Origin of the sequence: Pseudomonas sp. Marseille-Q5299 (genome assembly GCF_943737035.1) — a bacterium.
In the GTDB taxonomy this organism is placed as follows: domain Bacteria; phylum Pseudomonadota; class Gammaproteobacteria; order Pseudomonadales; family Pseudomonadaceae; genus Aquipseudomonas; species Aquipseudomonas putida_E.
Window position 1 is genome coordinate 157,186 of record NZ_CALSFR010000006.1, and the last position, 23,271, is coordinate 180,456.

The 23,271-nt window shown below is 63.2% G+C and carries 20 protein-coding genes and 4 pseudogenes; 17 read left to right on the forward strand and 7 right to left on the reverse strand.

Annotated features, from left to right (window positions below; translation table 11 throughout):
- The first annotated feature begins 159 nt into the window (after window positions 1–159).
- From NGJ21_RS18050 to NGJ21_RS18075, 6 genes are all read left to right on the forward strand, one after another.
- Window positions 160–1,767: a tetratricopeptide repeat-containing response regulator gene (locus tag NGJ21_RS18050; RefSeq protein WP_046784536.1), complete on the forward strand. Its 1,608-nt coding sequence runs from the start codon at window positions 160–162 to the stop codon at window positions 1,765–1,767.
- Window positions 1,764–2,456, forward strand: a complete 693-nt coding sequence (locus tag NGJ21_RS18055) for a sensor histidine kinase (protein ID WP_251962465.1) — start codon at window positions 1,764–1,766, stop codon at window positions 2,454–2,456. The genes NGJ21_RS18050 and NGJ21_RS18055 overlap by 4 nt, the downstream gene beginning before the upstream one ends.
- Window positions 2,457–2,634: 178 nt before the next feature.
- Window positions 2,635–2,913, forward strand: a complete 279-nt coding sequence (locus tag NGJ21_RS18060) for an AbrB/MazE/SpoVT family DNA-binding domain-containing protein (RefSeq protein ID WP_012316225.1) — start codon at window positions 2,635–2,637, stop codon at window positions 2,911–2,913.
- Complete coding sequence (locus tag NGJ21_RS18065; RefSeq protein ID WP_204918874.1) at window positions 2,910–3,257, forward strand: type II toxin-antitoxin system ChpB family toxin; 348 nt, start codon at window positions 2,910–2,912, stop codon at window positions 3,255–3,257. The genes NGJ21_RS18060 and NGJ21_RS18065 overlap by 4 nt, the downstream gene beginning before the upstream one ends.
- A gap of 15 nt (window positions 3,258–3,272) precedes the next feature.
- Window positions 3,273–3,917: an MBL fold metallo-hydrolase gene (locus NGJ21_RS18070; protein WP_251962466.1), complete on the forward strand. Its 645-nt coding sequence runs from the start codon at window positions 3,273–3,275 to the stop codon at window positions 3,915–3,917.
- Window positions 3,918–4,026: 109 nt separating this feature from the next.
- A complete protein-coding gene (locus NGJ21_RS18075; RefSeq protein WP_012316222.1) occupies window positions 4,027–4,749 on the forward strand; it encodes a YiaD family glycine zipper/OmpA-like lipoprotein in 723 nt (240 codons plus the stop codon).
- A 121-nt stretch (window positions 4,750–4,870) separates the two neighbouring features.
- On the opposite strand, the gene pta is transcribed toward NGJ21_RS18075, so the two are convergent.
- Together pta and NGJ21_RS18085 are read right to left on the reverse strand one after the other, a co-directional pair.
- Window positions 4,871–6,958 (reverse strand): phosphate acetyltransferase, encoded by a 2,088-nt coding sequence (gene pta, locus NGJ21_RS18080; protein ID WP_251962467.1) that lies wholly within the window; start codon window positions 6,956–6,958, stop codon window positions 4,871–4,873.
- Window positions 6,959–6,989: 31 nt separating this feature from the next.
- Complete coding sequence (locus NGJ21_RS18085; protein ID WP_080952066.1) at window positions 6,990–7,292, reverse strand: DUF3565 domain-containing protein; 303 nt, start codon at window positions 7,290–7,292, stop codon at window positions 6,990–6,992.
- Here NGJ21_RS18085 and NGJ21_RS18090 point away from each other — a divergent pair.
- From NGJ21_RS18090 to NGJ21_RS18100, 3 genes are all read left to right on the forward strand, one after another.
- On the forward strand, window positions 7,291–7,776 hold the full coding sequence (locus NGJ21_RS18090) for an FKBP-type peptidyl-prolyl cis-trans isomerase (RefSeq protein WP_012316220.1): 486 nt from the start codon (window positions 7,291–7,293) through the stop codon (window positions 7,774–7,776). The genes NGJ21_RS18085 and NGJ21_RS18090 overlap by 2 nt on opposite strands.
- Window positions 7,777–7,917: 141 nt before the next feature.
- On the forward strand, window positions 7,918–8,400 hold the full coding sequence (locus tag NGJ21_RS18095) for a glutathione peroxidase (protein ID WP_046784531.1): 483 nt from the start codon (window positions 7,918–7,920) through the stop codon (window positions 8,398–8,400).
- Window positions 8,401–8,524: 124 nt separating this feature from the next.
- A complete protein-coding gene (locus NGJ21_RS18100; protein ID WP_119687764.1) occupies window positions 8,525–9,628 on the forward strand; it encodes an NADH:flavin oxidoreductase in 1,104 nt (367 codons plus the stop codon).
- Here the strand turns inward: NGJ21_RS18100 and NGJ21_RS18105 are convergent.
- Window positions 9,597–10,811 (reverse strand): glycosyltransferase family 4 protein, encoded by a 1,215-nt coding sequence (locus tag NGJ21_RS18105; RefSeq protein WP_119687763.1) that lies wholly within the window; start codon window positions 10,809–10,811, stop codon window positions 9,597–9,599. The two genes, NGJ21_RS18100 and NGJ21_RS18105, sit on opposite strands and share 32 nt — an antisense overlap.
- Before the next feature lie 264 nt (window positions 10,812–11,075).
- Here NGJ21_RS18105 and NGJ21_RS26125 point away from each other — a divergent pair.
- Both NGJ21_RS26125 and NGJ21_RS26130 read left to right on the forward strand, forming a co-directional pair.
- Window positions 11,076–11,714, forward strand: a pseudogene (locus tag NGJ21_RS26125) (PAS domain-containing protein); the annotation flags it as partial.
- Between the two features lie 165 nt (window positions 11,715–11,879).
- Window positions 11,880–12,302 (forward strand): annotated as a pseudogene (locus tag NGJ21_RS26130) (methyl-accepting chemotaxis protein); the annotation flags it as partial.
- Window positions 12,303–12,404: 102 nt separating this feature from the next.
- On the opposite strand, the gene cysZ reads toward NGJ21_RS26130, so the two are convergent.
- A complete protein-coding gene (gene cysZ, locus NGJ21_RS18115; protein WP_012316215.1) occupies window positions 12,405–13,133 on the reverse strand; it encodes a sulfate transporter CysZ in 729 nt (242 codons plus the stop codon).
- A gap of 329 nt (window positions 13,134–13,462) precedes the next feature.
- Here cysZ and trxB point away from each other — a divergent pair, with 329 nt between their 5' ends.
- On the forward strand, window positions 13,463–14,425 hold the full coding sequence (gene trxB / locus NGJ21_RS18120; protein ID WP_003247318.1) for a thioredoxin-disulfide reductase: 963 nt from the start codon (window positions 13,463–13,465) through the stop codon (window positions 14,423–14,425).
- 74 nt (window positions 14,426–14,499) lie between these two features.
- Here the strand turns inward: trxB and nadC are convergent, their stop codons facing one another.
- A complete protein-coding gene (nadC, locus tag NGJ21_RS18125; protein WP_046784526.1) occupies window positions 14,500–15,348 on the reverse strand; it encodes a carboxylating nicotinate-nucleotide diphosphorylase in 849 nt (282 codons plus the stop codon).
- Between the two features lie 243 nt (window positions 15,349–15,591).
- On the opposite strand from nadC, the gene NGJ21_RS18130 reads away from it, so the two are divergent.
- The 5 genes and pseudogenes from NGJ21_RS18130 to NGJ21_RS26140 form a co-directional block, all read left to right on the forward strand.
- Window positions 15,592–17,757 carry a DUF1631 domain-containing protein gene (locus tag NGJ21_RS18130; protein ID WP_251962468.1) on the forward strand — a complete coding sequence of 722 codons (2,166 nt, stop codon included), beginning with the start codon at window positions 15,592–15,594 and terminating at the stop codon, window positions 17,755–17,757.
- A gap of 85 nt (window positions 17,758–17,842) precedes the next feature.
- Window positions 17,843–18,415: a 1,6-anhydro-N-acetylmuramyl-L-alanine amidase AmpD gene (gene ampD / locus NGJ21_RS18135; protein ID WP_046784524.1), complete on the forward strand. Its 573-nt coding sequence runs from the start codon at window positions 17,843–17,845 to the stop codon at window positions 18,413–18,415.
- Window positions 18,412–19,242, forward strand: a complete 831-nt coding sequence (gene ampE / locus NGJ21_RS18140) for a regulatory signaling modulator protein AmpE (protein WP_046784523.1) — start codon at window positions 18,412–18,414, stop codon at window positions 19,240–19,242. Before ampD ends, ampE begins: the two co-directional genes overlap by 4 nt.
- Window positions 19,243–20,295: 1,053 nt before the next feature.
- Window positions 20,296–20,499: pseudogene (locus NGJ21_RS26135) on the forward strand (HAMP domain-containing protein); the annotation flags it as partial.
- Window positions 20,500–20,841: 342 nt separating this feature from the next.
- Window positions 20,842–21,357 (forward strand): annotated as a pseudogene (locus NGJ21_RS26140) (methyl-accepting chemotaxis protein); the annotation flags it as partial.
- A gap of 6 nt (window positions 21,358–21,363) precedes the next feature.
- On the opposite strand, the gene NGJ21_RS18150 reads toward NGJ21_RS26140, so the two are convergent.
- Both NGJ21_RS18150 and cra read right to left on the reverse strand, forming a co-directional pair.
- Window positions 21,364–22,140 carry a TatD family hydrolase gene (locus NGJ21_RS18150; protein ID WP_115273886.1) on the reverse strand — a complete coding sequence of 259 codons (777 nt, stop codon included), beginning with the start codon at window positions 22,138–22,140 and terminating at the stop codon, window positions 21,364–21,366.
- Between the two features lie 2 nt (window positions 22,141–22,142).
- Window positions 22,143–23,138: a catabolite repressor/activator gene (gene cra / locus NGJ21_RS18155; protein ID WP_012316208.1), complete on the reverse strand. Its 996-nt coding sequence runs from the start codon at window positions 23,136–23,138 to the stop codon at window positions 22,143–22,145.
- Window positions 23,139–23,271: the final 133 nt, after the last annotated feature.

Here is a 23,271-nt window from a genome sequence, read left to right on the forward strand (position 1 = left end):
TGCCGGCCGTTGGCGGCCTGGCCGGATAAACAACGGCCCAGGCCAGCCTCTCGCTGCAGCATTGCCTGCCCTCATCTTTTACGCCTGGCTGCCGATACACGTTTCGGCGGTATGCATCGCCGCACGCCATCCTCCCATCATCCAATACAGGTCGTGTTGATGCTGCAGTACGGGCAAAAGAGCTTTCTGATCGTCGATGACTTCACCGACTTTCGCACGTCGACGCGCTCCATGCTGCGCGAGCTGGGCGTGCGTGACGTCGACACTGCCGACAGCGGTGAGCAGGCCCTGCGCATGTGCGGGCAAAAGCGCTATGACTACATTCTTCAGGATTTCCACCTTGGGGATGGCAAGAAGAACGGCCAGCAAGTGCTGGAGGACATGATCCTCGACAAGCTGATCAGCCATGAGTGCGTGTTCATCATGGTGACCGCCGAGAGCAGCCAGGCCATCGTGCTCAGCGCCCTGGAGCACGAGCCCGATGCCTACCTGACCAAACCGTTCAACCGGGTGGGCCTGGCCCAGCGCCTCGACAAGCTGACGCAGCGCAAGACCTTGCTCAAGCCGATCCTGCAGGCCCTGGACCGTGGCCGCCCGGCCGAAGTGCTGGCTGCGTGCGCCGAGCTGTGCAAGAAGGACCCGCGTTTCGCGCCCCTGTGCCTGCGTTATCGGGCCGATGCCCTGCGAGACCTGAACCGCTTCGATGAGCTGGAAAAGTTCCTCAAAGGCATTCTCGCCAGCCGCCCGCAGCCGTGGGTGTATGCGGCGCTGGGCAGCCTGATGCACAAACGGGGTCAGCACGCGCAGGCCCAGGGCGTTTATGAGCAGGCGCTCAAGGCGTTTCCAATCATGCCGAGCCTGTACGACGGCATGGCCGACGTGCTGGTGGCCCAGGGTGAGACCAAGCGCGCGCAAAACATGCTTGAAGAAGCCGTGCGCCTTTCACCCCTGGCGGTGAGGCGCCAGGCCGCGCTGGGCAAACTGGCGCTGGACAACGAAGACTTCGAAAGCGCCTCGAAGGCGTTTCGCCATGCGGTGAACCAGGGCCAGAGCTCGCGCTACAAGGATGCGGAGAGCAACCTTGGGCTGGTCGAGGCATTGATGAACAAGAACGCCGGCTTCGGCCTGGATGCACGTACCCGGGTCGAGATCAATACCGTGCTCAGCGAGGTGGCCAAGGACAATGTCGAGGATCAGGGCCTGCAAGTGCGTGCGCGCTTGATGAAAGCTGCCAGCCTGCAGCAGGCCGGTGATGCAGAGACTGCAGCCAAGCTTACCGAGCAGGCCCTGCAGCGGCTGGACAAGATGGATCAGTTCTTCTCGGTCGAAGCCGCCCTGACCGTGGCCAAACAGCTGCAGGCGCTGGGCCAGGAAGGTGCCGGCGGCACCATCCTCAAAGGCTGTGTGGAAACCTACGGCGATGACCCCAAGGTCATGCAGAGTGTCGCCAAGCTGACGGATGACCCCACGGTGCTCGGCGCCGTCACCGAAGCTGTCGACCTCAACCGCCAGGGTGTGCGCAGCTATCAGGCCGGGCAGCTCAATGAAGCCTTGCAGATGTTCCGCAAGGCCCTGTCACTGCAACCGAAGAACATCAGCATTGCCCTCAACACTGCCCAGGCGCTGTTGCGCATCGGTGGCGAAGCCACGCCGCCGGCAATCCTGCAGGAGTGTCGCAACTGCCTGACCAGCGTCGCGGGTATTCCTGCCAGCGACAGCCGGTATGACCGCTACCGCAAACTGCACATCAAGGTGTTCGGCGCATGAGCCAGGACAACCAGGGGCTGGATTTTTCCACGGTGATCGCCTCCACCGTGCACGACCTGAAAAACTCGTTGTCAGCGCTGATCCAGTCCCACGACCAGTGGCTGGCGCGCCTGCCCGAGGAGTTGCGCGGGGGCACCGAGCTGGGCGTGATCGAGCACGAATTCCGCCACCTCAATGGCATGCTGGTGCAAATGCTGGGCCTGTACAAACTGGGCGTCAACCAGTTGCCGGTGTGCCCGGACTATCACGAGCTGGACGACTTCATCGAAGCGCAACTGGCGGCTCATCAGCAAGTGCTTGAGCACAACGATATCCTCGCCACCTGGCGCATCGACAGCGAAAATCCGCTGGGTTTCTTCGATCGGGAACTGGTCGCTTCGGTGATCGCCAATGTGATCACCAACGCCACCCGCTATGCCGGGCATGCGTTGTTGATCAGCATCGCCGAAGAGAACGAGCACTTGGTGATCAGCGTCAACGATGACGGCCCAGGCTACCCGGCGCGCATGCTGGAGCGGCAGCAGGATTATGTACAGGGCATCGATGCGCAGAGCGGCAGCACCGGGCTTGGCCTTTATTTCGCGGCACGCATCGCTGCGCTGCATGAGCGCGATGGCGTGCGCGGGCGAATCGAGATCGCCAATGGCGGGGCGCTTGGCGGGGGATTGTTCAGGTTGTATTTGCCGTAAGGCCTGGTGGCGGGTCGCATGGCCCGTAGTGCCGCCAGGGCCGGTTGTGAGTCGATTCCCAAGGCATTGTGAGGCATATCCTACTCGTGGAATGCGGGCTTTTATCGGGGCCTGACAAGTGACAATGTAGATACGAAGTTTCTACATTTCACTTGCATTCACTTGGAGGGTTTCTACTATGTATCTACCTTGGGAGATACTCATGCAGATAAAGATTCAGCAGTGGGGCAACAGTGCGGCGATTCGTTTGCCGGCAACAGTGCTCAAACAGATGCATCTTGGCGTCGGCTCCACACTGAGCCTGGACACGCAAGGCGAGACCATGGTCCTCAAACCTGTCAGGGCCAATCCCAGATACACACTTGAAGAGCTGATGGCACAATGTGACCTGAATGCGCCGGAGCCCGAGGACATGGCTGACTGGAACGCCATGCGTCCAGTGGGGCGTGAAGTGTGAAGCGGGCTAAATTCGGCCGAGGCGATATTGTTCGGGTCAATCTCGACCCTACTGCCGGTCGCGAGCAGCAAGGGGCCGGGCGCCCAGCCCTGGTAGTCACGCCAGCAGCATTCAATGCTTGCGGGCTGGCCGTGATCGTTCCCATATCCCAAGGTGGGGATTTCGCCAGGCATGCGGGTTTTGCGGTCACTCTCAGTGGTGCGGGCACCCAGACCCAAGGCGTAGTGCTCTGCAACCAGATTCGCACGGTCGACCTTGAAGCCAGAGGCGCCAAACGGGTCGAGTCGGTTCCCGAGGTCGTGATCCTCGATGCGCTGGCTCGTGTTCAGACTTTATTCAATTGATTGCTGTGGTCATTCATGGAAAAAGCGTCGCTAGCTCTCATCCGCGAAACCTTCCCCGTCGGGCCTTTGCAGTGCAACTGCACCCTGATCGGCGACCCGCTTACCAAAAAGGCCATCGTCGTCGACCCGGGTGGTGACCCGGACAAGATCCTCGCCCGCCTGCAGGCCCACGGCCTGACCTTGGTGAGCATCATCCACACCCATGCGCACTTCGATCATTTCCTCGCCTCGGGCAAGCTCAAGGAGCTCACTGGTGCGACCTTGCACCTGCACAAGGACGACCAGGTGCTGTGGGACAACCTGGAGATGCAGTGCCAGATGTTCGGCGTCCCTTATACCCCGGTGCCCCCACCAGACCGCTGGCTGGGTGACGATGAAGCGCTGGCCTGCGGCTGTGGCGTGGCGTTGCACACGCCTGGGCATACGCCGGGTTCGATGAGCTTCTGGTTCGCTGACGCCAAGCTGTTGGTTGCCGGTGACACCCTGTTCCGACGCGGCATTGGCCGCACCGATTTGTGGGGCGGCGATCAGCGGGCTATCGTTCGCTCGATCAAGGAGCGGCTGTATCGTCTGGATGAGGATGCAATCGTGGTCACCGGCCACGGCCCTGATACCCGACTGGGTGACGAAATGCGCGAGAACCCCTTCGTGCGGGCCTGAGCCGGCATAAACAGCCTGTCATGGAATTTTTTCGCCCAAGCGCGATCCAAGGCTGGCATAAATGCATTCATGATTTGCCGCACACACGAATTCTTGTAGGAGCTTGTCCATGTTCACCATGCGTCGCCTGATTATCGTCGCAACCGCTGCAGCCCTGATGACCGGCTGTGCCGGCCAGAACCCCTACGACAGCCAAGGTCAGGCGCAGGGTGGGTCGACCGGGATGAGCAAGACCGCCAAGTACGGCGGCCTGGGTGCGCTGGCCGGCGCCATCGCCGGTGCCGCCATCGACCACGACAACCGTGGCAAGGGCGCGCTGATTGGCGCCGCTGCGGTAGGTGCTGCCGCTGCCGGTTACGGTTACTACGCCGACAAACAGGAAGCCGAACTGCGTGCCCAGATGGCCAACACCGGTGTCGAAGTACAGCGCCAGGGTGACCAGATCAAGCTGATCATGCCGGGCAACATCACGTTCGCCACCGATTCGGCGAACATCGCCCCGAGCTTCTACTCGCCGCTGAACAACCTGGCGACCTCGTTCAAACAGTTCAACCAGAACACCATCGAAGTGGTGGGCTTCACCGACAGCACCGGCAGCCGCCAGCACAACATGGACCTGTCGCAGCGCCGTGCCCAGGCAGTGAGCGCCTACCTGACCTCGCAAGGCGTGGACGCCTCGCGCGTGTCGGTGCGCGGTATGGGGCCGGACCAGCCGATTGCCAGCAACGCCGATGCCAATGGCCGGGCGCAGAACCGTCGCGTCGAGGTCAACCTCAAGCCTATTCCCGGCCAGCAGTATGATCAGCAGGGTCAGGTGCAGCAGTATCCGTAAACCATGAGGGCCGCTGTGCGGCCCAATCGCCGGCAAGCCGGCTCCCACCGGGATCGCAAGCGCCACACATCCCGGTGGGAGCCGGCTTGCCGGCGATTGGGCTGCACAGCAGCCCCAGGTTTCAACGCACCACGCTGGCCTGTATGGCTGTAAGCGCGATCGTGTGCACGATATCGTCCACCTGGGCGCCGCGCGGCAAGTCGTTCACCGGTTTGCGCAGCCCTTGCAGCATCGGCCCCAGGCTGACCCCATCGGTACTGCGCTGCACCGCCTTGTGGGTGGTGTTGCCGGTGTTCAGGTCAGGGAACACGAACACCGTGGCGCGCCCGGCCACTTGGCTGTTGGGCGCCAACTGGCGGGCGATTGCCGGGTTGGCGGCAGCGTCGTACTGCAGCGGGCCGTCAATCACAAGGCCCCGCTCGGCTTCCTGCGCCAGGCGCGTTGCTTCGCGCACTTTCTCGACTTCTTCGTCGCTCGCCGAGTCACTTGAATAGCTGATCATCGCCACCCGTGGCGCGATGCCGAAGGCTTGCGCCGATTCGGCGCTCTGCCGCGCGATTTCAGCCAGCTCGCTGGCGCTGGGGTGCGGGTTCATCACGCAGTCGCCATACACCAGCACCTGCTCGGGGAACAGCATGAAAAAGACCGAAGATACCAGGCTGGCGCCTGGCGCAGTCTTGATCAACTGCAGGGCAGGGCGGATGGTGTTGGCGGTGGAGTGCACCAGGCCGGAGACCAGGCCGTCGACCTCGTCCAGCGCAAGCATCATGGTGCCGATCACCACCGGGTCTTCCAGCTGTTGCTCAGCCATCGGCGCATTGAGGTTCTTGCTTTTGCGCAGGTCGACCATCGGCTCGACATAGCGCCCGCGAATCAGCTCAGGGTCAAGGATTTCCAGGTCCGCCGGCAGGGTGATCCCCTGCGCACGGGCCACCGCTTCGACTTCCTCGGGCTTGGCCAGCAGCACGCACCGTGCGATGCCGCGCGCCTGGCAGATCGCAGCCGCCTGCACCAGCAACGGCTCGGCGCCTTCGGGCAGGACAATGCGTTTGTTGGCCTGCTGCGCCCGCTGTATCAGCTGGTAGCGGAACACCGCAGGCGACAGGCGCAACTCACGCGGCGTACCGCAGCGCTGGTGCAGCCATGCAGCGTCGAGGTGGCTGGCGACAAAATCGGTGATGAATTCGGCGCGCTCACGGTCGTCCACCGGGATCTCGCGGTTGAGTGAGTTGAGCTGGTTGGCCGTGTCGTACGAACCGGTGCTGACCGAGAGGATCGGCAGGCCCGCCTGCAGGGCGCCGCGGCACAAACCGAGGATGCGTGCATCGGGCTTGCTGTCGCTGGTCAGTAACAGGCCGGCCAGCGGCACGCCGTTGATCGCGGCCAGGCTCACAGCAAGGATGATGTCGTCGCGGTCGCCCGGGGTCACCACCAGGGTGCCTGGGGTGAGCAGCGGCACGGTGTTGGCCACGGTGCGCGCACAGATGATGATCTTGTTCATGCGCCGTTGCTCGTAGTCACCGGCGTTGATCACCTGGGCGCCAAGCAGGTCAGCCACATCGCGGGTGCGTGGGGCGTTGAGTTCGGGTTGGTAGGGGATGCAGCCGAGCAGCTTGAAGTCGTTGCCGCGCAGCAGCGGCGAGTGCTCGCGCAGGCGCGCGGCGAACTTGGCCATGCTTTCGTCGGTGCGAACCTTGTTGAGGATCACCCCGAGCACTTTCGGGTCGCGCGGGCCGCCGAACAGTTGAGCCTGCAGCTCGACCCGCCCGGACAGTTCGCTGAGCACTTCGTTTTCCGGTGCCGACACCAGGATCACTTCGGCATCCAGGCTTTTGGCCAGGTGCAGGTTGACCCGCGCTGCGTAGCTGGCGTGGCGGGTCGGCACCATGCCTTCGACCACCACCACGTCATTGCCCACGCAAGCCTGCTGGTAAAGGCGGATGATTTCTTCGAGCAGTTCGTCCAGCTGGCCATCGCCGAGCATGCGCTCGACCTGGGCAAGGCTCAGCGGCATTGGCGGTTTGATACCGTGGGTGCGTGCGACCAGTTCGCTGGAGCGTTCCGGGCCGGTATCCCCGGGGTGGGGCTGGGCGATCGGCTTGAAAAAGCCGACCTTGAGCCCGGCGCGTTCCAAAGTACGCACCAGGCCGAGGCTGATGGAAGTCAGGCCGACACCAAAGTCGGTCGGCGCAATGAAAAATGTTTGCATGCGTGCTTCTCGGAATAAGCGTTGCAAGGAATCAACGGCCAAGGGTATCGCTATCGGCCGCTTGTGCACACCAGCCACAGGCGAAAGCCTGGCCAATTCGCAGCGCACGCTGGCGGGGGTCGAGCACCCACGGGCGCGCCTGCCACGGTGGCTGGTGGCGCAGGTGCTGGGTGTGGCCGCAGGACAGGTCGACCACCCAGTGGCCTTCGGTGTCCTGGTGAAAGCCCATGATCCGACTGATGGGTCTTCCCGCAGCCGCGCTGCGTTCGCAATCGGGCGATGCGTTGGTTACACTTGTGCGCTCTACATTCTTTTGCAAAAGGTCTTGCCCCATGCTGATCGCCGCCAACAAGGCAGTCTCCATCGACTATACCCTGACCAACGACGCCGGGGAGACCATCGACAGCTCCGCCGGTGGCGCGCCGCTGGTCTACCTGCACGGTCACGCCAACATCATCCCGGGCCTGGAAAAAGCCCTGGAAGGCAAACAGGCTGGCGACGAACTGAACGTCAGCATCGAGCCTGAAGAGGCCTACGGCGAGTACCTGGCCGAACTGGTCAGCACCCTGAACCGCAGCATGTTCGAGGGTGTCGACGAGCTGGAAGTGGGCATGCAGTTCCACGCTTCGGCACCGGACGGCCAGATGCAGATCGTCACCATCCGCGATCTGGACGGCGACGACGTGACTGTCGACGGCAACCACCCGCTGGCCGGCCAGCGTCTGACCTTCCAGGTCAAGGTCGTCAACGTGCGTGATGCCAGCGAAGAAGAAATCGCTCACCGTCACGTCCACGGCGAAGGTGGCCATCACCACTGATTTTCTGCGCTAAGCTCAGAAAGTCGCCAGGCGCTCGGACAAGCCGACAAACCTCCCGGGAGGTGCACGGCTTGGATGAGCGCCTTTTTAGTGGGCGCTGTTCGCCCCAGCGGCAACCGGGAACCTGAGAGGGGATTCAACATGAGTGCATTTCACGACCTGACGTTGAAGGCGCTGAACGGCCAGGACCTGCCCTTGGCACCATTCAAGGGCCAGGTAGTGCTGGTGGTCAATGTCGCCTCCAAGTGTGGCCTGACGCCGCAATACGCTTCGCTGGAAAAGCTGCAACAGCAGTTCAAGGGTAAAGGCTTCAACGTGCTTGGCCTGCCTTGCAACCAGTTCGCGGGCCAGGAGCCCGGCAGCGAGAAGGAAATCCAGGAGTTCTGCAGCCTAAACTATGGCGTGAGCTTCCCGCTGGGGGCAAAGCTTGAGGTCAACGGGCCGCAGCGCCATTCGCTGTACCGCCTGCTGGCGGGTGAGGGCGCCGAGTTTCCCGGCGATATCAGCTGGAACTTCGAGAAGTTTCTGGTGGGCAAGGACGGGCGGGTGCTGGCGCGCTTCGCGCCGCGTACAGCGCCGGATGATCCAACCGTGGTGCAAGCCATCGAGAAAGCGTTGGGCTGACTATCCCTGGGGCCGCTTCGCGCCCCCAGCGATACCGCAGAATCACCCCGATCAATAATGCTGGGCCACGCCTTCCACTGGCCCTAACCTCAGGCGTATTTCCTCATCCAGACGGAAGCGCCCAATGCCCACCAACCCTCTTTTCAAGCCTTTCACCCTCGGCGCGCTCGAGTTGCCGACCCGCGTCGTCATGGCGCCGATGACCCGTACCTTCTGCCCCGGTGGCGCACCCCATGATGGCATGGTCGAGTACTACCGCCGCCGCGCCGCCGCAGGTGTGGGCCTGATCATCACCGAAGGCACAACGGTTGAACACAAGGCCGCCAACGGCTATGCCAATGTCCCGCGTTTTCATGGGGAAGACGCCTTGGCCGGTTGGAAGCGCGTAGTCGATGCTGTCCATGCCGAAGGTGGGCGTATCGTCCCGCAGTTGTGGCATGTGGGCGCGGTACGCCGCCTGGGTACCGAACCGGACGCCGGAGTGCCGGGCTATGGGCCAAGCGAAAAGGTCAAGGATGGGCAGGTGCTGGTGCACGGCATGACACAGGGCGATATCCGTGAGGTGATCGCCGCGTTCGCCGCTGCAGCACGCGATGCCCAGGCCATTGGCATGGACGGCGTGGAGATCCATGGCGCCCACGGCTATCTGATCGACCAGTTCTTCTGGGCCGCCAGCAACCGTCGCGAAGATGAGTACGGCGGCGACCTGGCGGGCCGCTCGCGCTTTGCCATCGAGCTGATCCAGGCCGTGCGGGCAGCTGTGGGCCCTGACTTCCCGATCATCTTGCGCTTTTCGCAATGGAAGCAGCAGGATTACAACGCTCGCCTGGTTGAAACACCTGAGGCGCTGGCCGCTTTCCTCAAGCCCCTGTCCGATGCGGGTGTGGATATCTTTCACTGCTCGACGCGACGGTTCTGGGAGCCGGAGTTCGAAGGTTCCGAGCTGAACCTCGCCGGGTGGACACGCAAGCTGACAGGCAAACCGACCATTACCGTGGGCAGCGTCGGGCTCGATGGCGAGTTCCTGCAGTTCATGGTCGATACCGACAAGGTGGCCAAGCCCGCCAGCCTCGAAGGCTTGCTGCGTCGCCTGGGTGATGAGGAATTTGACCTGGTGGCCGTAGGCCGGGCACTGCTGGTGGATGCCGAATGGGCGCAGAAGGTTCGCGAAGGCCGCGAAGCGCAGGTGCTGCCGTTCAGCCGCGAGGCGCTGTCGACCCTGGCTTGACCGCCAGAGCGGTGCCTGCAGGCTCGGTACCCGCAGGCGCTGCCAGGCACGCGCTGTACAGATGCGTCTCGAATTGCTCGACGATCGCCGGCCAGCCTTGGCGGCTGGCATGCTGGCGGGCATTGAGGCGAACCCGGCGCAGGGTTTCGCTTTCTTCGAGCAGCCAGCAGGCCGCATCGATGAACGCCACCTGATCACCGGGCATGGCCAGGGCTCCGCTGTGCCCGTGGCGGATATGCTGGGCGGCAGCGGCCTCATCATAGGCAACTACCGCCAGCCCCGAGGCCATGGCTTCGAGCACTACATTGCCAAAGGTTTCGGTCAGGCTGGGGAACAGGAACAGGTCGCCGCTGGCATAGTGTTCGGCCAGTGCTTCACCCCGCTGGGCGCCACAGAACACCGCATCGGGCAGCTGCTGTTCGAGAGCAGCACGCTGCGGGCCGTCGCCAACCACGACCAAGCGCAGCCGCGTGTGTGGATAAGTCTTCTTCAGGGCGTCCAGGCATGGCCGTAGCAGCCCCAGATTCTTTTCCGCCGCCAGGCGCCCGACGTGCAGTACGGCGATGTCTTCAGGGCCCAACCCCCAGGCGTCACGCAACGCCTGGCTGCGCCTGGCCGGGTTGAACAGGCAGGCATCGACACCACGGGCCATCAACGTAAGGCGTTCGAAGCCACGCCGCTCCAGTTCCAGCTTCTGGCTGGCGCTGGGCACCAAGGTGGTGGCCGTGCGTCGATGGAACCAACGCAGGTAATGGGTGAGCAACCGCGCCAGCAGGCCAAGGCCATACCGGCCGCAATACTGCGGGAAATTGGTATGGAAACCACTGACCACGGCGATGCCCAGGCGCCGGGCCGCCCGTAACGCACTGAGCCCCAGCGGGCCTTCCGTGGCAATGTACAGCACATCCGGGCGCTGCCGGCGCCAGCGCCTCAACAGCTTGTGCATCGACACTTCGCCCCATTGCAGCCCCGGGTAGCCCGGCAGGCCCCAGCCGCGGCACAGCAAAAGGTCCTGATCGTCGCCTGCGGGCAATTCACCGGCCTGGCGTGGCCGCACGATCTCCACCTGGTGGCCACGCTGCCGCAAGCCATCGCCAAGTCGGCCGAGCGTATTTGCCACGCCGTTGATTTCGGGTGGGAAGGTTTCACTGACGAGGGTAATGCGTAGGGCAGGTGTGTTCATGAAAAAAGTTTCCGCTTGCTGCGTTGCGCTTATGTGACAGCCTTGTGACGTGCCGATGACGCCTGATTGCCGGCAGCTCCAGCGGGATGAATATTTCCTCGTGCAGCACTCAAGAGCCCTGCCAGGCAGCCGATGAAGATGCATTCGATCAGGTGACTCGCTCCGGGAGCGGTGATGTTCAACAGCAAGCTCAAAAAAGAAATCCAGCAACTGCGAGAGGAGCTTCATTCCATCGAGCAGATCAAGAACAGCCTGGACAGCGAAATGCTGGTGCTTCAGCTCGACCCCCAGGGGCGTATCGAACTGATCAACGGCAATTTCGAGAAAGAGATGCTTTACCGCAGCGAGCAGTTGATCGGGCGCAATATTGAAGACATCGTGCCGGAACATGTGAAGAAGCTCGATTTCTACCAACGCATGAAAAGCGCTATCAGCCGCGGCGAACACCTCAACGGTGCTTTCCGGTTGCTGCGTGGCAACGGCGAAGAAGCCTGGTTGCGCTCGATCCTGCAGCCGGTCAAGGGCAGTGACGGGCGCATCAGGCATTTTTCCATGCACTGCAGCGACCTGACCCGCACCATCGAGACCTCGCGCGAACATGAAAGCCTGATCAAGGCACTGATGCGCTCCACCGCGGTGATCGAATTCAACCTCGACGGTCAGGTGCTGACTGCCAATGACCGCTTTCTGCAAACGGTGGGCTACAGCCTGGAGCAGATTCGCGGCAAACACCACCGTATGTTCTGCGAGCCGGAAGAAGCCAATTCGGCGGGCTATCAGGCGTTCTGGGACAAGCTGCGCCGCGGTGAATACGTGGCCGATCGGTTCAAACGGATCGACGCCCATGGGCGTACGGTGTGGCTGGAGGCTTCCTACAACCCGATCATCGATGCCCATGATGTGCTGTACAAGGTGGTGAAGTTCGCCACCGTGATCACCGACCAGGTCAATCAGGAGCAGGCCGTGGCGCAGGCAGCCGACATCGCCTACAACACCTCGCTGGAAACCGACAGCAGTGCGCACAAGGCTACCGATGTGGTGACCCAGACCGTCGAGGTGATGCGTGGGCTGGAAGGGTCGATGCAGGAAGCCGCAGAAGGCATCCAGGCGCTGGACAAACAGTCCAAGGTGATCGGCGCGATCATCAAGACCATCAGCGACATTGCCGGCCAGACCAACCTGCTGGCGCTCAACGCGGCCATCGAGGCCGCCCGGGCGGGCGAGCAGGGGCGCGGCTTTGCCGTGGTGGCCGACGAAGTGCGCCAGCTGGCTTCACGTACCAGTACCGCCACCGAAGAGATCGCCAAGGTGGTGCAGCAGAACGAGCAGCTGGCCCAGGCGGCGGTGGACATCATTGATACCAGCAAGCGCCAGGCCGAACAGGGGCTGGCGCTGGCGGCGGATACCGGTGGGGTGATCGTCGAGATTCAGGAAGGGGCGAAAAAAGTTGTGGATGCGGTCGGGCAGTTTTCCAGCCGGTTGGGGCAGTAAGGCCCTGGATTCGGCGGTGATGCACATGTTGCTGGGGCCGCGTTGCGGCCCTTTCGCGACACAAGGCCGCGCCTACGGCGGGCCGCGCATGCGGGCCGGGGATCAGTTGCGCTCGCGTACCCAGAACAGCGTGGCCCCTGCCACCGCAGCCGGCATCATCAGCACGTTCACCACCGGCACCATCAGCGCCAGGTAGGTGATGCCGCCAAAGCCCAGGCTTTGCCAGCGCTTCTGGCGCAGCCAGGCGAGCATGTCCTGCCAGCTCATCTTGTTGTTGTCCGCCGGGTAGTCGATGTACTGGATGGCCATCATCCACACACCGAAGATCAGCCATAGCGGCGCTGCGATCACGTTCACCACCGGGATGAACGAGAGGATGAACAGCGCGATGGCCCGTGGCAGAAAGTAGCCGAGCTTGCGCATTTCGCGGCCGAAGGTGCGTGGCACCATCGCCACCAGCTCGCCCCAGCTGAACGCCGGGAAGTTGTCCTCGCCACGTACCACCACCTCGACTTTTTCGGCCAGAAAACCATTGAAAGGCGCGGCGATGATGTTGGCCACCAGGGTGAAGGTGAAAAACACCATCAATACCAGCAAGGCGACGAACAGCGGCCAGAGGATGTAGCTGAGGAAGCTCAGCCAGTCCGGCAGGGTTGGCATCAGGGCATCGAGCCAAAGGCCGAACTGGTGACCGGCGAAGTAGATCATGCCGCCGAACAGCAGCAGGTTGATCGCCAACGGCAGCAGTACGAACAACCGCAGATTGGGGCTGAGCACCAGTTTCAGGCCTTCGCGCAGGTACTGGGGGCCAGAGAGGACAGGGGCTTGCATCGAGACGCTCCGCAGAGAAGGGAAAACGCGCTGACCTTACCGGCTTTGCCGCGCCGACGAAAGGCGGGCAGAGGATGGGAAACTGCCTGTAACAAAAGCACCACGGCCTTTTCCATAGGAGAAATTGACGTATAGAGGATGCCTATGAGGTGGATTGTCGAAGGATATTTCCTTAATCTCTGCCACCTCGCTACAGTGCGCTCAACTTTCAGGTTTCGGACCTGCGCGTTGTAGCCTTCCCCAAGTGCTGCGTGGGTCCTTTTTAATTTCAGCTGGCGCAGCCGGTATACCGATGCCGGCCCCTGAGGCCCGCTCGACAGGAGTTCGACATGTCTGAAGTACGTCATTCGCGCGTCATCATCCTCGGTTCCGGCCCTGCCGGTTACAGTGCCGCGGTGTACGCCGCCCGCGCCAACCTCAAGCCGCTGCTGATCACCGGCATGCAGGCCGGCGGTCAACTGACCACCACCACCGAAGTCGACAACTGGCCTGGCGACCCCCATGGCCTGACCGGCCCGGCGCTGATGCAGCGCATGCAGGAACACGCCGAGCGTTTCGAGACCGAGATCGTCTTCGACCACATCAACGCCGTCGACCTGGCCAACAAGCCCTTCACCCTGCAGGGTGACAGCGGCAAGTACACTTGCGATGCACTGATCATCGCCACCGGTGCCAGCGCGCGATACCTGGGCCTGCCCTCGGAAGAAACCTTCATGGGCAAGGGTGTGTCGGCCTGCGCTACCTGCGACGGCTTCTTCTACCGCAACAAGCCGGTGGCTGTGGTCGGCGGCGGCAACACTGCCGTTGAAGAGGCGCTGTACCTGGCCAATATCGCCAGCAAGGTAACCCTGGTGCACCGCCGCGAAACGTTCCGCGCCGAAAAGATCCTGGTCGACAAGCTCAACGCCCGTGTCGCCGAAGGCAAGATCGAGCTCAAGCTCAACGCTACCCTGGACGAAGTGCTGGGTGACAACATGGGTGTGACCGGTGCGCGCCTGAAGAACAACGATGGCAGCAGCGACGAAATCAAGGTCGACGGCGTGTTCATCGCCATCGGCCACACGCCGAACACCTCGCTGTTCGAAGGCCAGCTCACCCTGAAGGACGGCTACCTGGTGGTCAACGGCGGCCGTGAAGGCAACGCTACCGCCACCAATGTCGAAGGCGTGTTTGCCGCAGGCGACGTGGCTGACCACGTTTACCGCCAGGCGATCACCTCTGCCGGTGCCGGCTGCATGGCGGCGCTGGACGTCGAGCGCTACCTGGACGGCCTGGCCAACGCCTCGTTCTGATCCGCAGCGCACAAAAAAACCGGCCATCTGGCCGGTTTTTTTGTGTCTTGGGTTTTGTGCAGGTTTCGCCCGCTTCAGAGGCTCAGGCGCATCGACAGGTCGACGGCCTTCACATCCTTGGTCATCGCACCAATGGAGATGTAGTCCACCCCAGTCTCGGCTATCACCCGCAGGGTGCTTTCGGTCACCCCGCCACTGGCCTCCAGCTTGGCTTTGCCAGCGGTAATGCGTACCGCTTCGCCCATTTCGTCCAGGCTCAGCTCGTCGAGCATGATGATGTCGGCACCGGCGCTCAACGCCTGGCGCAGTTCATCCAGGCTTTCCACCTCGATTTCCACCGGCTTGCCCGGAGCAATGCGGTGGGCTGCCGCTACTGCTTCGGGCACACCGCCGCTGGCGGCAATATGGTTTTCCTTGATCAGGAAGGCATCGAACAGGCCGATGCGATGGTTGTGGCAGCCGCCGCAGGTCACTGCATATTTTTGTGCCAGGCGCAGGCCGGGCAGTGTCTTGCGGGTATCGAGCAGTTGCACCCGGGTACCTTCGACCAGGTCGGCGAGCGCACGGGCACGTGTGGCCACGCCCGACAACATCTGCAGGAAGTTAAGCGCACTGCGCTCGCCGCTGAGCAGTGAACGTGCCGGGCCTTCGAGGTGGAACAGCACCTGGTTGGCCGTGGCCCGGTCACCATCGGCCACCTGCCAGTGCACCGCCACACGCGGGTCGAGTTGACGGAACACGGCATCGACCCAGGCGGTGCCTGCAATCACGCAATCTTCGCGGGTGATGATGGTGGCCTTGGCCAGGCGCTCGGCCGGAATCAGCTGCGCGGTGATGTCGCCGCTGCCGATGTCCTCCAGCAGGGCGCGGCGCACGTTGGCTTCGATCTCGGCGGTCAGGTCGGCAAGGCGTAGGTTCGGCATGGTCGGCTCCACAAGCAAGTTGCCGGCGATTATAGGGCAGGGGGCCGCTGTTTACAGCCGCCTTGCACCTGACCTTTGGTCAGGCCGAGTGAGCATTTGGCAAAAAATACAGTCATTTACCGGCGAGTGAAGAGGTGCTGGCAGGTATCGGCATTTTTACCGATAATGGCGCCCAGTATTTGGCGTCATAGCTTTGACGATTTTTCACTTTTATCGAACACGTCGCCCAGCAAGGAGTTCGGGATGCATAAAGAAGGCAAGGTGGTGCCCCTGGCGGCCGCCATCGATCGAGGTGCGCGCACGCCCTTGCCTTGCCTGCCGATGCTGTTGCTGCAGGTGCGCGACAAGGCGGCCCTGCAATTGCGCCAGGGCTTGCAGGCCTTGTTCGACAACGCTGACGATACCCTCTTTGAAATGGCCGAGAAGGCTGCTGACCGTTTCGATCAGAACCTGTATTTCGAGGCCATGCGCGACTTGCGCCTCAAGCGCAAGAGCATCGAGCGCGGCTTTCTCGACAGGTTCTACGAGAGGTTCGCCCGCATAGGCCAGGCCGAGCCACTGGGCTTCGTGGCCATTACCGATCACCCGAAAAACAAGGCGCAACAGGAGCGGGCAGCGACCGTCGAGGGTATGGTTGCGCGCGTGCTGTCGCGCGACGCAATTGCCCTGGAGCAGTTGACCCTGCGTTTGCAGGCCCTGCTCGAATGTACGCTGGACCTGCAAAAAAGCCCCCTGGCGCCTGGCGCATTGTGTGGCTACTTCCTTGATGCCGGGCGTAACCTGGGTGTTGGCCTGCGGGTCAAACTGGTCCTGCTGAAGTTGTTCGAACGTTACGTGCTGCGTGATACCGACGTGCTCTATGGCGAAGCCAACCAGTTGCTGGCCGCTGCCGGCGTGCTGGCAGAGCTACCGCCTGCGCCGCGCCGGCGTGCCGAGGACTGTCGCCTGAGCTCGCGGCGGATGCCGGCCAGCCTGGGGCCTGACGAGGCCATCGGCGCGGACAGTGCCGGCCAGGCTTTCTTCACCTCGGTGCAAGGGCTGCTGGCACCGGCCCGCGGCAGGATCGCGCCACGCTTGCAATCCATTGCCACAGCCCAGCCGATAAGCACCGCCGACCTGCTGCGCCTGCTCACGCATTTGCAGCACTATGTGCCGGCTACCTTCGACGAAGACGATTTCGACCTCGGCCAGCAGCTCGAACAGTTGCTGTTGCGGGTCAGCGTGCGCAGTGGCACCCGCCGGCGTATTGCCACGGCCGACATAGACATGATCAACCTGGTCGGCCTGCTGTTCGACTACGTCCAGGCCGATGACAACCTGCCGCACAGCCTGCGGGCGCTGATTGCCCGCCTGCACATCCCGTTGCTCAAGGTGGCATTGCTCGACAAAGGGCTGTTCAGCCGCGCCAGCCACCCTGCTCGGCGCTTGCTCAATGAGATCGCTGCAGCCTCGATCGGCTGGGAAACCGGTAGCGAAGGCCTGCGTGACAGCCTGCACCTGCGTGTAGGGCGCATCGTCCAGCGTCTGCTCAATGACTTCACCGAGGACTCGGCCCTGTTCGCCGAACTGCTGGAGGACTTCATGGCCTTCAGCCAGGATGAACGGCGGCGCAACGAACTGCTCGAGCAACGCACCCGCGATGCCGAAGAAGGGCGTGCGCGCGCCGTGCAGGCTCGCCAGCAGGTGCAACAGGTACTCAACCAGCGCTTGCGCGGCCGGGTGCTGCCTCAAGCGGTCGTGCAGATGCTGGTGCAAGCCTGGAGCCAGGTGCTGCTGCTGGCATGGCTCAAACAGGGTGAGGGCTCCGCGGCGTGGATCAACGCCCTAGCGACCATGGACACATTGCTTGCCAGCATCATTCCCCGGCGTGATCCGCAGGCCCTGCTGCAGCAAGTGCCCGGCCTGCTCAAGGCATTGCGTGAGGGTTTGGCCGGCGTGGCGCTGGACTCGCAGGCGACCCGCGACTTTTTCCAGCAACTCGAGCAACTGCACCTGCGTGCCTGCGCAGGGGTCGAGCTACCGCCTACCCCAGGCGATCAGGCTCTGGCCGAAGTGCTGGTGGCGGAGGACATCGTGCTGGCCATGGCCGAAGAGCCCGCTTGTGCGCCGCTGCACCCGCACGACGAGCAAGCCGCACAACTGCGTGCGGTACAGCGCCTGCGCATCGGCGCCTGGATAGAAGTGCTCGACGATGACGAGCCGTTGCGCTGCAAACTGGTGGCGCGTATCGACAGCAGTGACCGCCTGGTATTCGCCAACCGCACCGGGATGAAGGTCCGCGAGTGGAACATGCTGGGCCTCGCCCAAGCACTGCGCCTTGGTGAGGTGCGGCTGCTGGACGATGGCCTGCTGTTCGAGCGGGCGCTGGAGACCGTGCTGGAAAGCTTGCGCCAGCAGCAGGTTCATTGACCTGCTACTGCAGATTCACATGCAAAGCGCGATACTGGCAGGGCATACTGCGCCTCTGTACCCAGCGTTCTTCAGGAACTGCCCCATGCAATTGGACCGTGCCACCGGCTGGTTCCACGGAAACGGAATCACCCACTGCCCTTCGCCGAACTTCAACGCGCGACCCGAGGGCGAATCGATTTCCCTGCTGGTGATCCACAACATCAGCCTGCCGCCGGCCTGCTTCGGCAGCGGCAAAGTCCAACAGTTCTTCCAGAACCGCCTGGACCCCAGCGAACATCCCTACTTTGCCAGCATCAGCCACCTGACCGTATCGGCGCACCTGTTCGTGGAGCGCGACGGTGCGGTGACCCAGTTCGTGTCGTTGCTGGACCGTGCCTGGCATGCCGGCGTGTCATGTTTTGACGGGCGAGAAGGCTGTAACGACTTTTCCATCGGTATCGAGCTGGAAGGTACCGACGACCTGCCGTACAGCGATGCCCAGTACCGTGTGCTGGAGCAACTCACCCGGCAGATTCAGGCGGCCTGGCCGGTTATCGACCTGGGCCGGATCCAGGGCCATAGCGATATTGCCCCGCAGCGCAAGACCGACCCTGGCCCGGCATTCGACTGGCAGCGTTACCGCGCAGCCGTGCAGCACAACGAGGACAAGGCATGAGTTTTCTGGTGTTGATACTGGCGTTGTGGGTCGAGAAGTTCTCCGCCCTGCGCCATCAGGTACAGCGCGATGGCTTCTTCCTGGGCGAGCTGGTGCGCCTGGAGCGCAGCGGGAAGGTGCACCCCTGGTGGAGCCTGGCCATCCTGGTGCTTGCACCCGTGGCGGTGCTGGTGTTGCTGCTGCACGTGCTCGACCCGGTGGCCTATGGTTTGCTGGCCCTGCCGGTGCACCTGCTGGTGCTGATCTACAGCCTCGGCCGCGGCGATGCCAAGGCCGCCCTTGGGCCGTTTCGCGATGCCTGGCGGCGCGGCGACGACCAGGCCGCGCTGCATGTGGCCGAGCGCGACCTGGGCCTGGTGGCTGATGAACCCCAGGCTTTGCTGGTGCGCGTGCAAGGCTACTTGTTGTGGCAGGCCTATCAGAGTTTCTTCGCCGTGATCTTCTGGTACTTCGTGCTCGGCCCCGGGGCGGCGCTGGCCTATCGCCTGCTGGCGCTGACAGGCGATAACAGTTGCCAGCCTGCGCTCAAGGCCCGGGCCGAGCAGCTGCGGCACATCATGGACTGGCTTGCGGTACGTGTGTTGGCCCTGAGTTTCGCCCTCGTCGGCAATTTCGTCGCAGTGACCCGCGTGATGCTGCACGAACTGCTCAACTGGCACATCAGCGCCGGGCACCTGGTGGCCAGGGTCGGTCGGGTTGCCGATGACATTCCCGAACAAGAGGACAGCCAGCGCGGTCTGGCTCGGCTCGATAGCCTGTGGGAGCTGCTGTTGCGCTGTGCGGTGCTGTGGTATGCGGGCTTTGCGCTGTGGACGGTGCTGGTCTGAGCGCCGGTTAACCTTAAGTTACAAACCTCCGGTTCGATCTGCGCTATACAGGTGGCCTAGTGCTACCCCTCGCAGAACAACAAGAATCCAAGGAGGTGCCCCGTGAAGCGTCTGCTCTACCCGGCAATCGCACTGATGAACCGGCTGAGCTTCGGCCAGAAGTTCAGCCTCATCAGCGCCCTGTTCTTCCTGCCCATGCTCGCCACCAGCAGCTACCTGGTGCGCGACGCCTATCAGCAGTTTCAGGCAACCCGTGCCCAATTGCAGGGTATTACCCCGCTTAGCGGCAGCTTGGCATTGCGCACCGACCTGGAAGCCCTCGGCAACCTCATGCAGATCAATGCCGTGCTCGGGCAGTCGGGCCAGGCCGGCGACCTGGAGTCACGCATCGCTGCGTTGCAGGACAAGGTCCAGGCACAGGTGCAGGCCCTGCAGGGCCATGAGTCGGTTCCCCAGGCCAAGCTGGACGAGCTGGCTGGCGCTTTTGCCAGCGCCCAGGCCGAAACGTCCTTGCAGGCCAAGGTCGCCCTGTTCGACAAGCTGCTGGCTCAAGCACAGGTGCTGAGCAAACTGGTGGCCAGCCAGTCCGGCCTGAGCCAGGACAGCCAGGTTTCGGTGCGCCAGTTGAGCGAACTGCTCGGCACTGCCACCGCCCAGGTGACCCTGGCCTTGGGCGAGGGCAGGACGATGGGCGCCATCGCGCTTGGCCGAGGGTTCATCGACTCATCCGGCAGCGTCCGCTTCGAAGACCTGCTGCAACGCCTGGAGCGTTTGGCGGCGGACTATGGCATGCGGGTGGATGAAGCCCTGGCCAGTGACCCCGGCGTCCCTGCCGACATGATCGCCGCGGCACAGGCCAGCAAGCTTTCCGTCAAGCAAGCCGCCGCGTTGTTCGAGGAGCGTGTGGTGGTCGCTGAAACCCTTGATGCGCCCTGGCCCGCCTTCTATCGACAGGTGAGTGAGCTGATGGCTCACACCTACCAACTGAACGAACAAGTCCTTGGGCATCTGCACCTGCAGTTGCAGGAGCGTCTTGGCCAGCAGCGCCTGCGCATGGTCGCCTTGGGGGCCGTACTGGCGGGCGTTTTCGCGCTGATCCTTTACCTCTACGGGGGCTTCTATGTATCGATCCGCACGACCCTGCGCAAGCTGGGCGGCGCGATGGACAAGGTGGCGGCCGGTGACATGACGGTCAGTTTCAAGGCCAACAGCCGCGACGAACTGGGCGAACTGGCCCAGGGTTTCAGCGAAACCGTGCGCCGTATCCGTTGCCTGATCGAGCAGGTCGGCCACACCGTTGTGGCGGTCGAAGCGCAGGCCGGGCAGGTACTGGCGGTATCGGCACGCAGCAGCCAGTCAGTCAGCGGCCAGCGTGAACAGATCGAGCAGGTCGCCACGGCGATGAACCAGATGAGCGCCACTGCGCAGGAAGTGGCGCGCAGCGCTGCATTGGCCGCCGATGGTGCGCAGCAGGTCAACCACGAAAGTGCCAATGGGCGCACGTTGGTGCAAGAGCAGCAGGGCAGCATTGGCCGGCTGGCGGCCGAAATCGACCAGACGGTGCTGGCGATCAATCAGCTGGCGGACGACAGCCAGGCGATCAGCCAGGTCCTGGAGGTGATCCGCAGTATCGCCGAGCAGACCAACCTGCTGGCACTCAACGCTGCAATCGAGGCAGCTCGGGCCGGTGAGCAAGGCCGGGGGTTTGCCGTGGTCGCTGATGAAGTGCGTACCTTGGCCAAGCGCACCCAGGATTCCACCGCGCAGATAGCGCAGATGATCCAGCGTTTGCAGGACGGTGTCGGGGCAGCGGTTCGCGTCATGGGCAATAGCCATCAGATGGCGGCGGGCACGGTCGAGGAGGCACGCCAGGTGCAGGAGGCGCTGGGCAACATCCTTGGCGCGGTTGGCGGCATTGTCGAGCAGAACCAGCAGATAGCGGCGGCGGTAGAGCAGCAGACGGCGGTGGCCCATGACATCGACCAGAACATCGTGGCGATCAACCAGGCGGCACAGGACACCTCGGTGGGGGCTTGCCAGGCCGAGGATGCCAGCCGGGCATTGTCGGAGCAGGTGGTAGAGTTGAAACGGTTGATCGGGGCGTTCAGGGTTTAGCCAGTACTACCAGCCAAACAGCTCACAGGCATTCTTGCTGCTGGCCTCGGCCAACACGTGCACATCAATGCCCATCACCTCAGCCAATGCCCCGGCAATCTCCGGTAGATGCTCCGGGCTGTTTCGCTCACCGGCAAACATCGCCGGGGCCATGTCCGGGGCGTCGGTTTCCAGCACGATGCTTTCCAGCGGCAGGCGCGGCAGGGTCTTGCGCAAGCGCACTGCCTGCGGCCAGGTCCCGGCACCACCCAGCCCGAGCCGGAAACCGAGCTTGATGTACTCGCGCGCCTCTTCATAACTGCCCGCGAACGCGTGGATGATCCCGGCCCGCGCCGGCTTGTAGCGCTTGAGTGTGGCAATCACCTGGGCATGGCTGCGGCGCACGTGGAGCAGGGCGGGCAGTTCGAAGTCACAGGCCATCTGCAGTTGTGCTTCGAACAGCGCTTGCTGGCGCGCCTTGTCCAGGGTTTCGACGTAGTAGTCCAGGCCAAACTCGCCCACGGCGCACAGCCGCGGATCGCCCTGCAGGCGTTCAAGCCATTGGCGCAACTGCACCAGGTGCTCGGGGCGGTGCTGCTCCAGGTAGATCGGATGCAGCCCAAGCGCTGCGCGCACGCGCTCATCGCTGCAGGCCAGCTCCCACACCCGCTGGAAATTGGCCTGATAAACCCCCAGCACTACCATGCGCTCCACCCCACGCCCTGCCGCGTCAGCCAGCAGGCGCGTGCGGTCGGCATCGAAGTCGGGGAAGTCCAGGTGGGTGTGAGTGTCGATCAGGCGCATGTTCAGGCCACAGTAATACGTTGCTTGAAGGTTCGACCGATGGCATGCACGCCGGGTTCGTAGCGTTTGTCCTCGATGGCCGCCAAGGCAAGTTCCAGGGCGGTGGCGGCGATCAGGCCATGTTGCTGGGCCATTGCGTTGACCGGCAGCGGCAGAAAATCGAGCAACTGGTTGTCACCGAAGGTGCCCAGGTGCAGCAGGCGCGAATCGGCCGGGCGCGCCTGCAGGGTGTCGAACACGCCTTGCAGCAGCACGTAGGACGTCGTGACCAAGGCATCCGGCAGGCCGCCCAGCTCGTCGATCAACTGCTGCATCAAGCGCTGGCCGCATTCGCGGCTGAATGCCTCGCCTTGATAACGGCGCACGTCCCCGGCAAAACCCTGCATGGCTTCGTCGAAGCCGCCTGCGCGGGCCTGGCTGACCGACAGCTCCGGGCGCGCACCGATCAGTGCGATGCTGCGCGGTGCCGTGGCCAGCAGGCTATCGGCCAACTGGCGGCTGGCATCGCGATCATCGCTGATGACCGAACAAAAGTGTGCCGGGTTCAGGCGCCGGTCGATGGCGATAACCGGCAGGCCCTTGTCCTGCAGTTCGCGGTAGCTGTCATCTTCGGGGGGCAGGCAACTGGCGACGAACAGGGCATCGCAACGCCGGGCCCGGAACAGCTGCTGCAGTTGGCGCTCACTGTCGGGTCTGTCATCGCTGCTGGCGATCAGCAGTTGATAGCCACGGGCGCGGGCGCCTTGCTCCAGCTGCTTGGCAATGCGCGCGTAGCTGGGGTTTTCCAGGTCCGGCAGAATGAAGCCCAAGGTGCGGGTATGCCGGCTGCGCAGGCCCGCAGCCTGGGGGTTGGGCGTGAAGCCGTGGGCCTCGACCACCGCACGCACCCGCTCGACGGTGCTGTTGCTGATGCGCTGCTGTTCGGCCTTGCCATTGATGACGTAGCTGGCAGTGGTCACGGACACACCAGCCAGACGGGCGATATCGCTGAGTTTCACCGAATTTTCCTTGTTATTACCGGGGCGGGCTGTACAACCAGACCGGGCAGTTTGACCCGGGCCGGCCACCACGCGCAGACGACCATTGTCGCAATTGTCCGACAGGATTGGGCTTTTTCCCCGGAAGATTATC

What these genes read in the sequence shown, in the direction of transcription:
- NGJ21_RS18050 (WP_046784536.1), top strand. Translation starts at nt 160, where the DNA reads ATGCTGCAGTACGGGCAAAAGAGCTTTCTGATCGTCGATGACTTCACC.
- NGJ21_RS18055 (WP_251962465.1), top strand. Translation starts at nt 1,764, where the DNA reads ATGAGCCAGGACAACCAGGGGCTGGATTTTTCCACGGTGATCGCCTCC.
- NGJ21_RS18060 (WP_012316225.1), top strand. Translation starts at nt 2,635, where the DNA reads ATGTATCTACCTTGGGAGATACTCATGCAGATAAAGATTCAGCAGTGG.
- NGJ21_RS18070 (WP_251962466.1), top strand. Translation starts at nt 3,273, where the DNA reads ATGGAAAAAGCGTCGCTAGCTCTCATCCGCGAAACCTTCCCCGTCGGG.
- NGJ21_RS18075 (WP_012316222.1), top strand. Translation starts at nt 4,027, where the DNA reads ATGTTCACCATGCGTCGCCTGATTATCGTCGCAACCGCTGCAGCCCTG.
- pta (WP_251962467.1), bottom strand. Translation starts at nt 6,958, where the DNA reads ATGCAAACATTTTTCATTGCGCCGACCGACTTTGGTGTCGGCCTGACT.
- NGJ21_RS18090 (WP_012316220.1), top strand. Translation starts at nt 7,291, where the DNA reads ATGCTGATCGCCGCCAACAAGGCAGTCTCCATCGACTATACCCTGACC.
- NGJ21_RS18085 (WP_080952066.1), bottom strand. Translation starts at nt 7,292, where the DNA reads ATGGGGCAAGACCTTTTGCAAAAGAATGTAGAGCGCACAAGTGTAACC.
- NGJ21_RS18095 (WP_046784531.1), top strand. Translation starts at nt 7,918, where the DNA reads ATGAGTGCATTTCACGACCTGACGTTGAAGGCGCTGAACGGCCAGGAC.
- NGJ21_RS18100 (WP_119687764.1), top strand. Translation starts at nt 8,525, where the DNA reads ATGCCCACCAACCCTCTTTTCAAGCCTTTCACCCTCGGCGCGCTCGAG.
- NGJ21_RS18105 (WP_119687763.1), bottom strand. Translation starts at nt 10,811, where the DNA reads ATGAACACACCTGCCCTACGCATTACCCTCGTCAGTGAAACCTTCCCA.
- cysZ (WP_012316215.1), bottom strand. Translation starts at nt 13,133, where the DNA reads ATGCAAGCCCCTGTCCTCTCTGGCCCCCAGTACCTGCGCGAAGGCCTG.
- trxB (WP_003247318.1), top strand. Translation starts at nt 13,463, where the DNA reads ATGTCTGAAGTACGTCATTCGCGCGTCATCATCCTCGGTTCCGGCCCT.
- nadC (WP_046784526.1), bottom strand. Translation starts at nt 15,348, where the DNA reads ATGCCGAACCTACGCCTTGCCGACCTGACCGCCGAGATCGAAGCCAAC.
- NGJ21_RS18130 (WP_251962468.1), top strand. Translation starts at nt 15,592, where the DNA reads ATGCATAAAGAAGGCAAGGTGGTGCCCCTGGCGGCCGCCATCGATCGA.
- ampD (WP_046784524.1), top strand. Translation starts at nt 17,843, where the DNA reads ATGCAATTGGACCGTGCCACCGGCTGGTTCCACGGAAACGGAATCACC.
- ampE (WP_046784523.1), top strand. Translation starts at nt 18,412, where the DNA reads ATGAGTTTTCTGGTGTTGATACTGGCGTTGTGGGTCGAGAAGTTCTCC.
- NGJ21_RS18150 (WP_115273886.1), bottom strand. Translation starts at nt 22,140, where the DNA reads ATGCGCCTGATCGACACTCACACCCACCTGGACTTCCCCGACTTCGAT.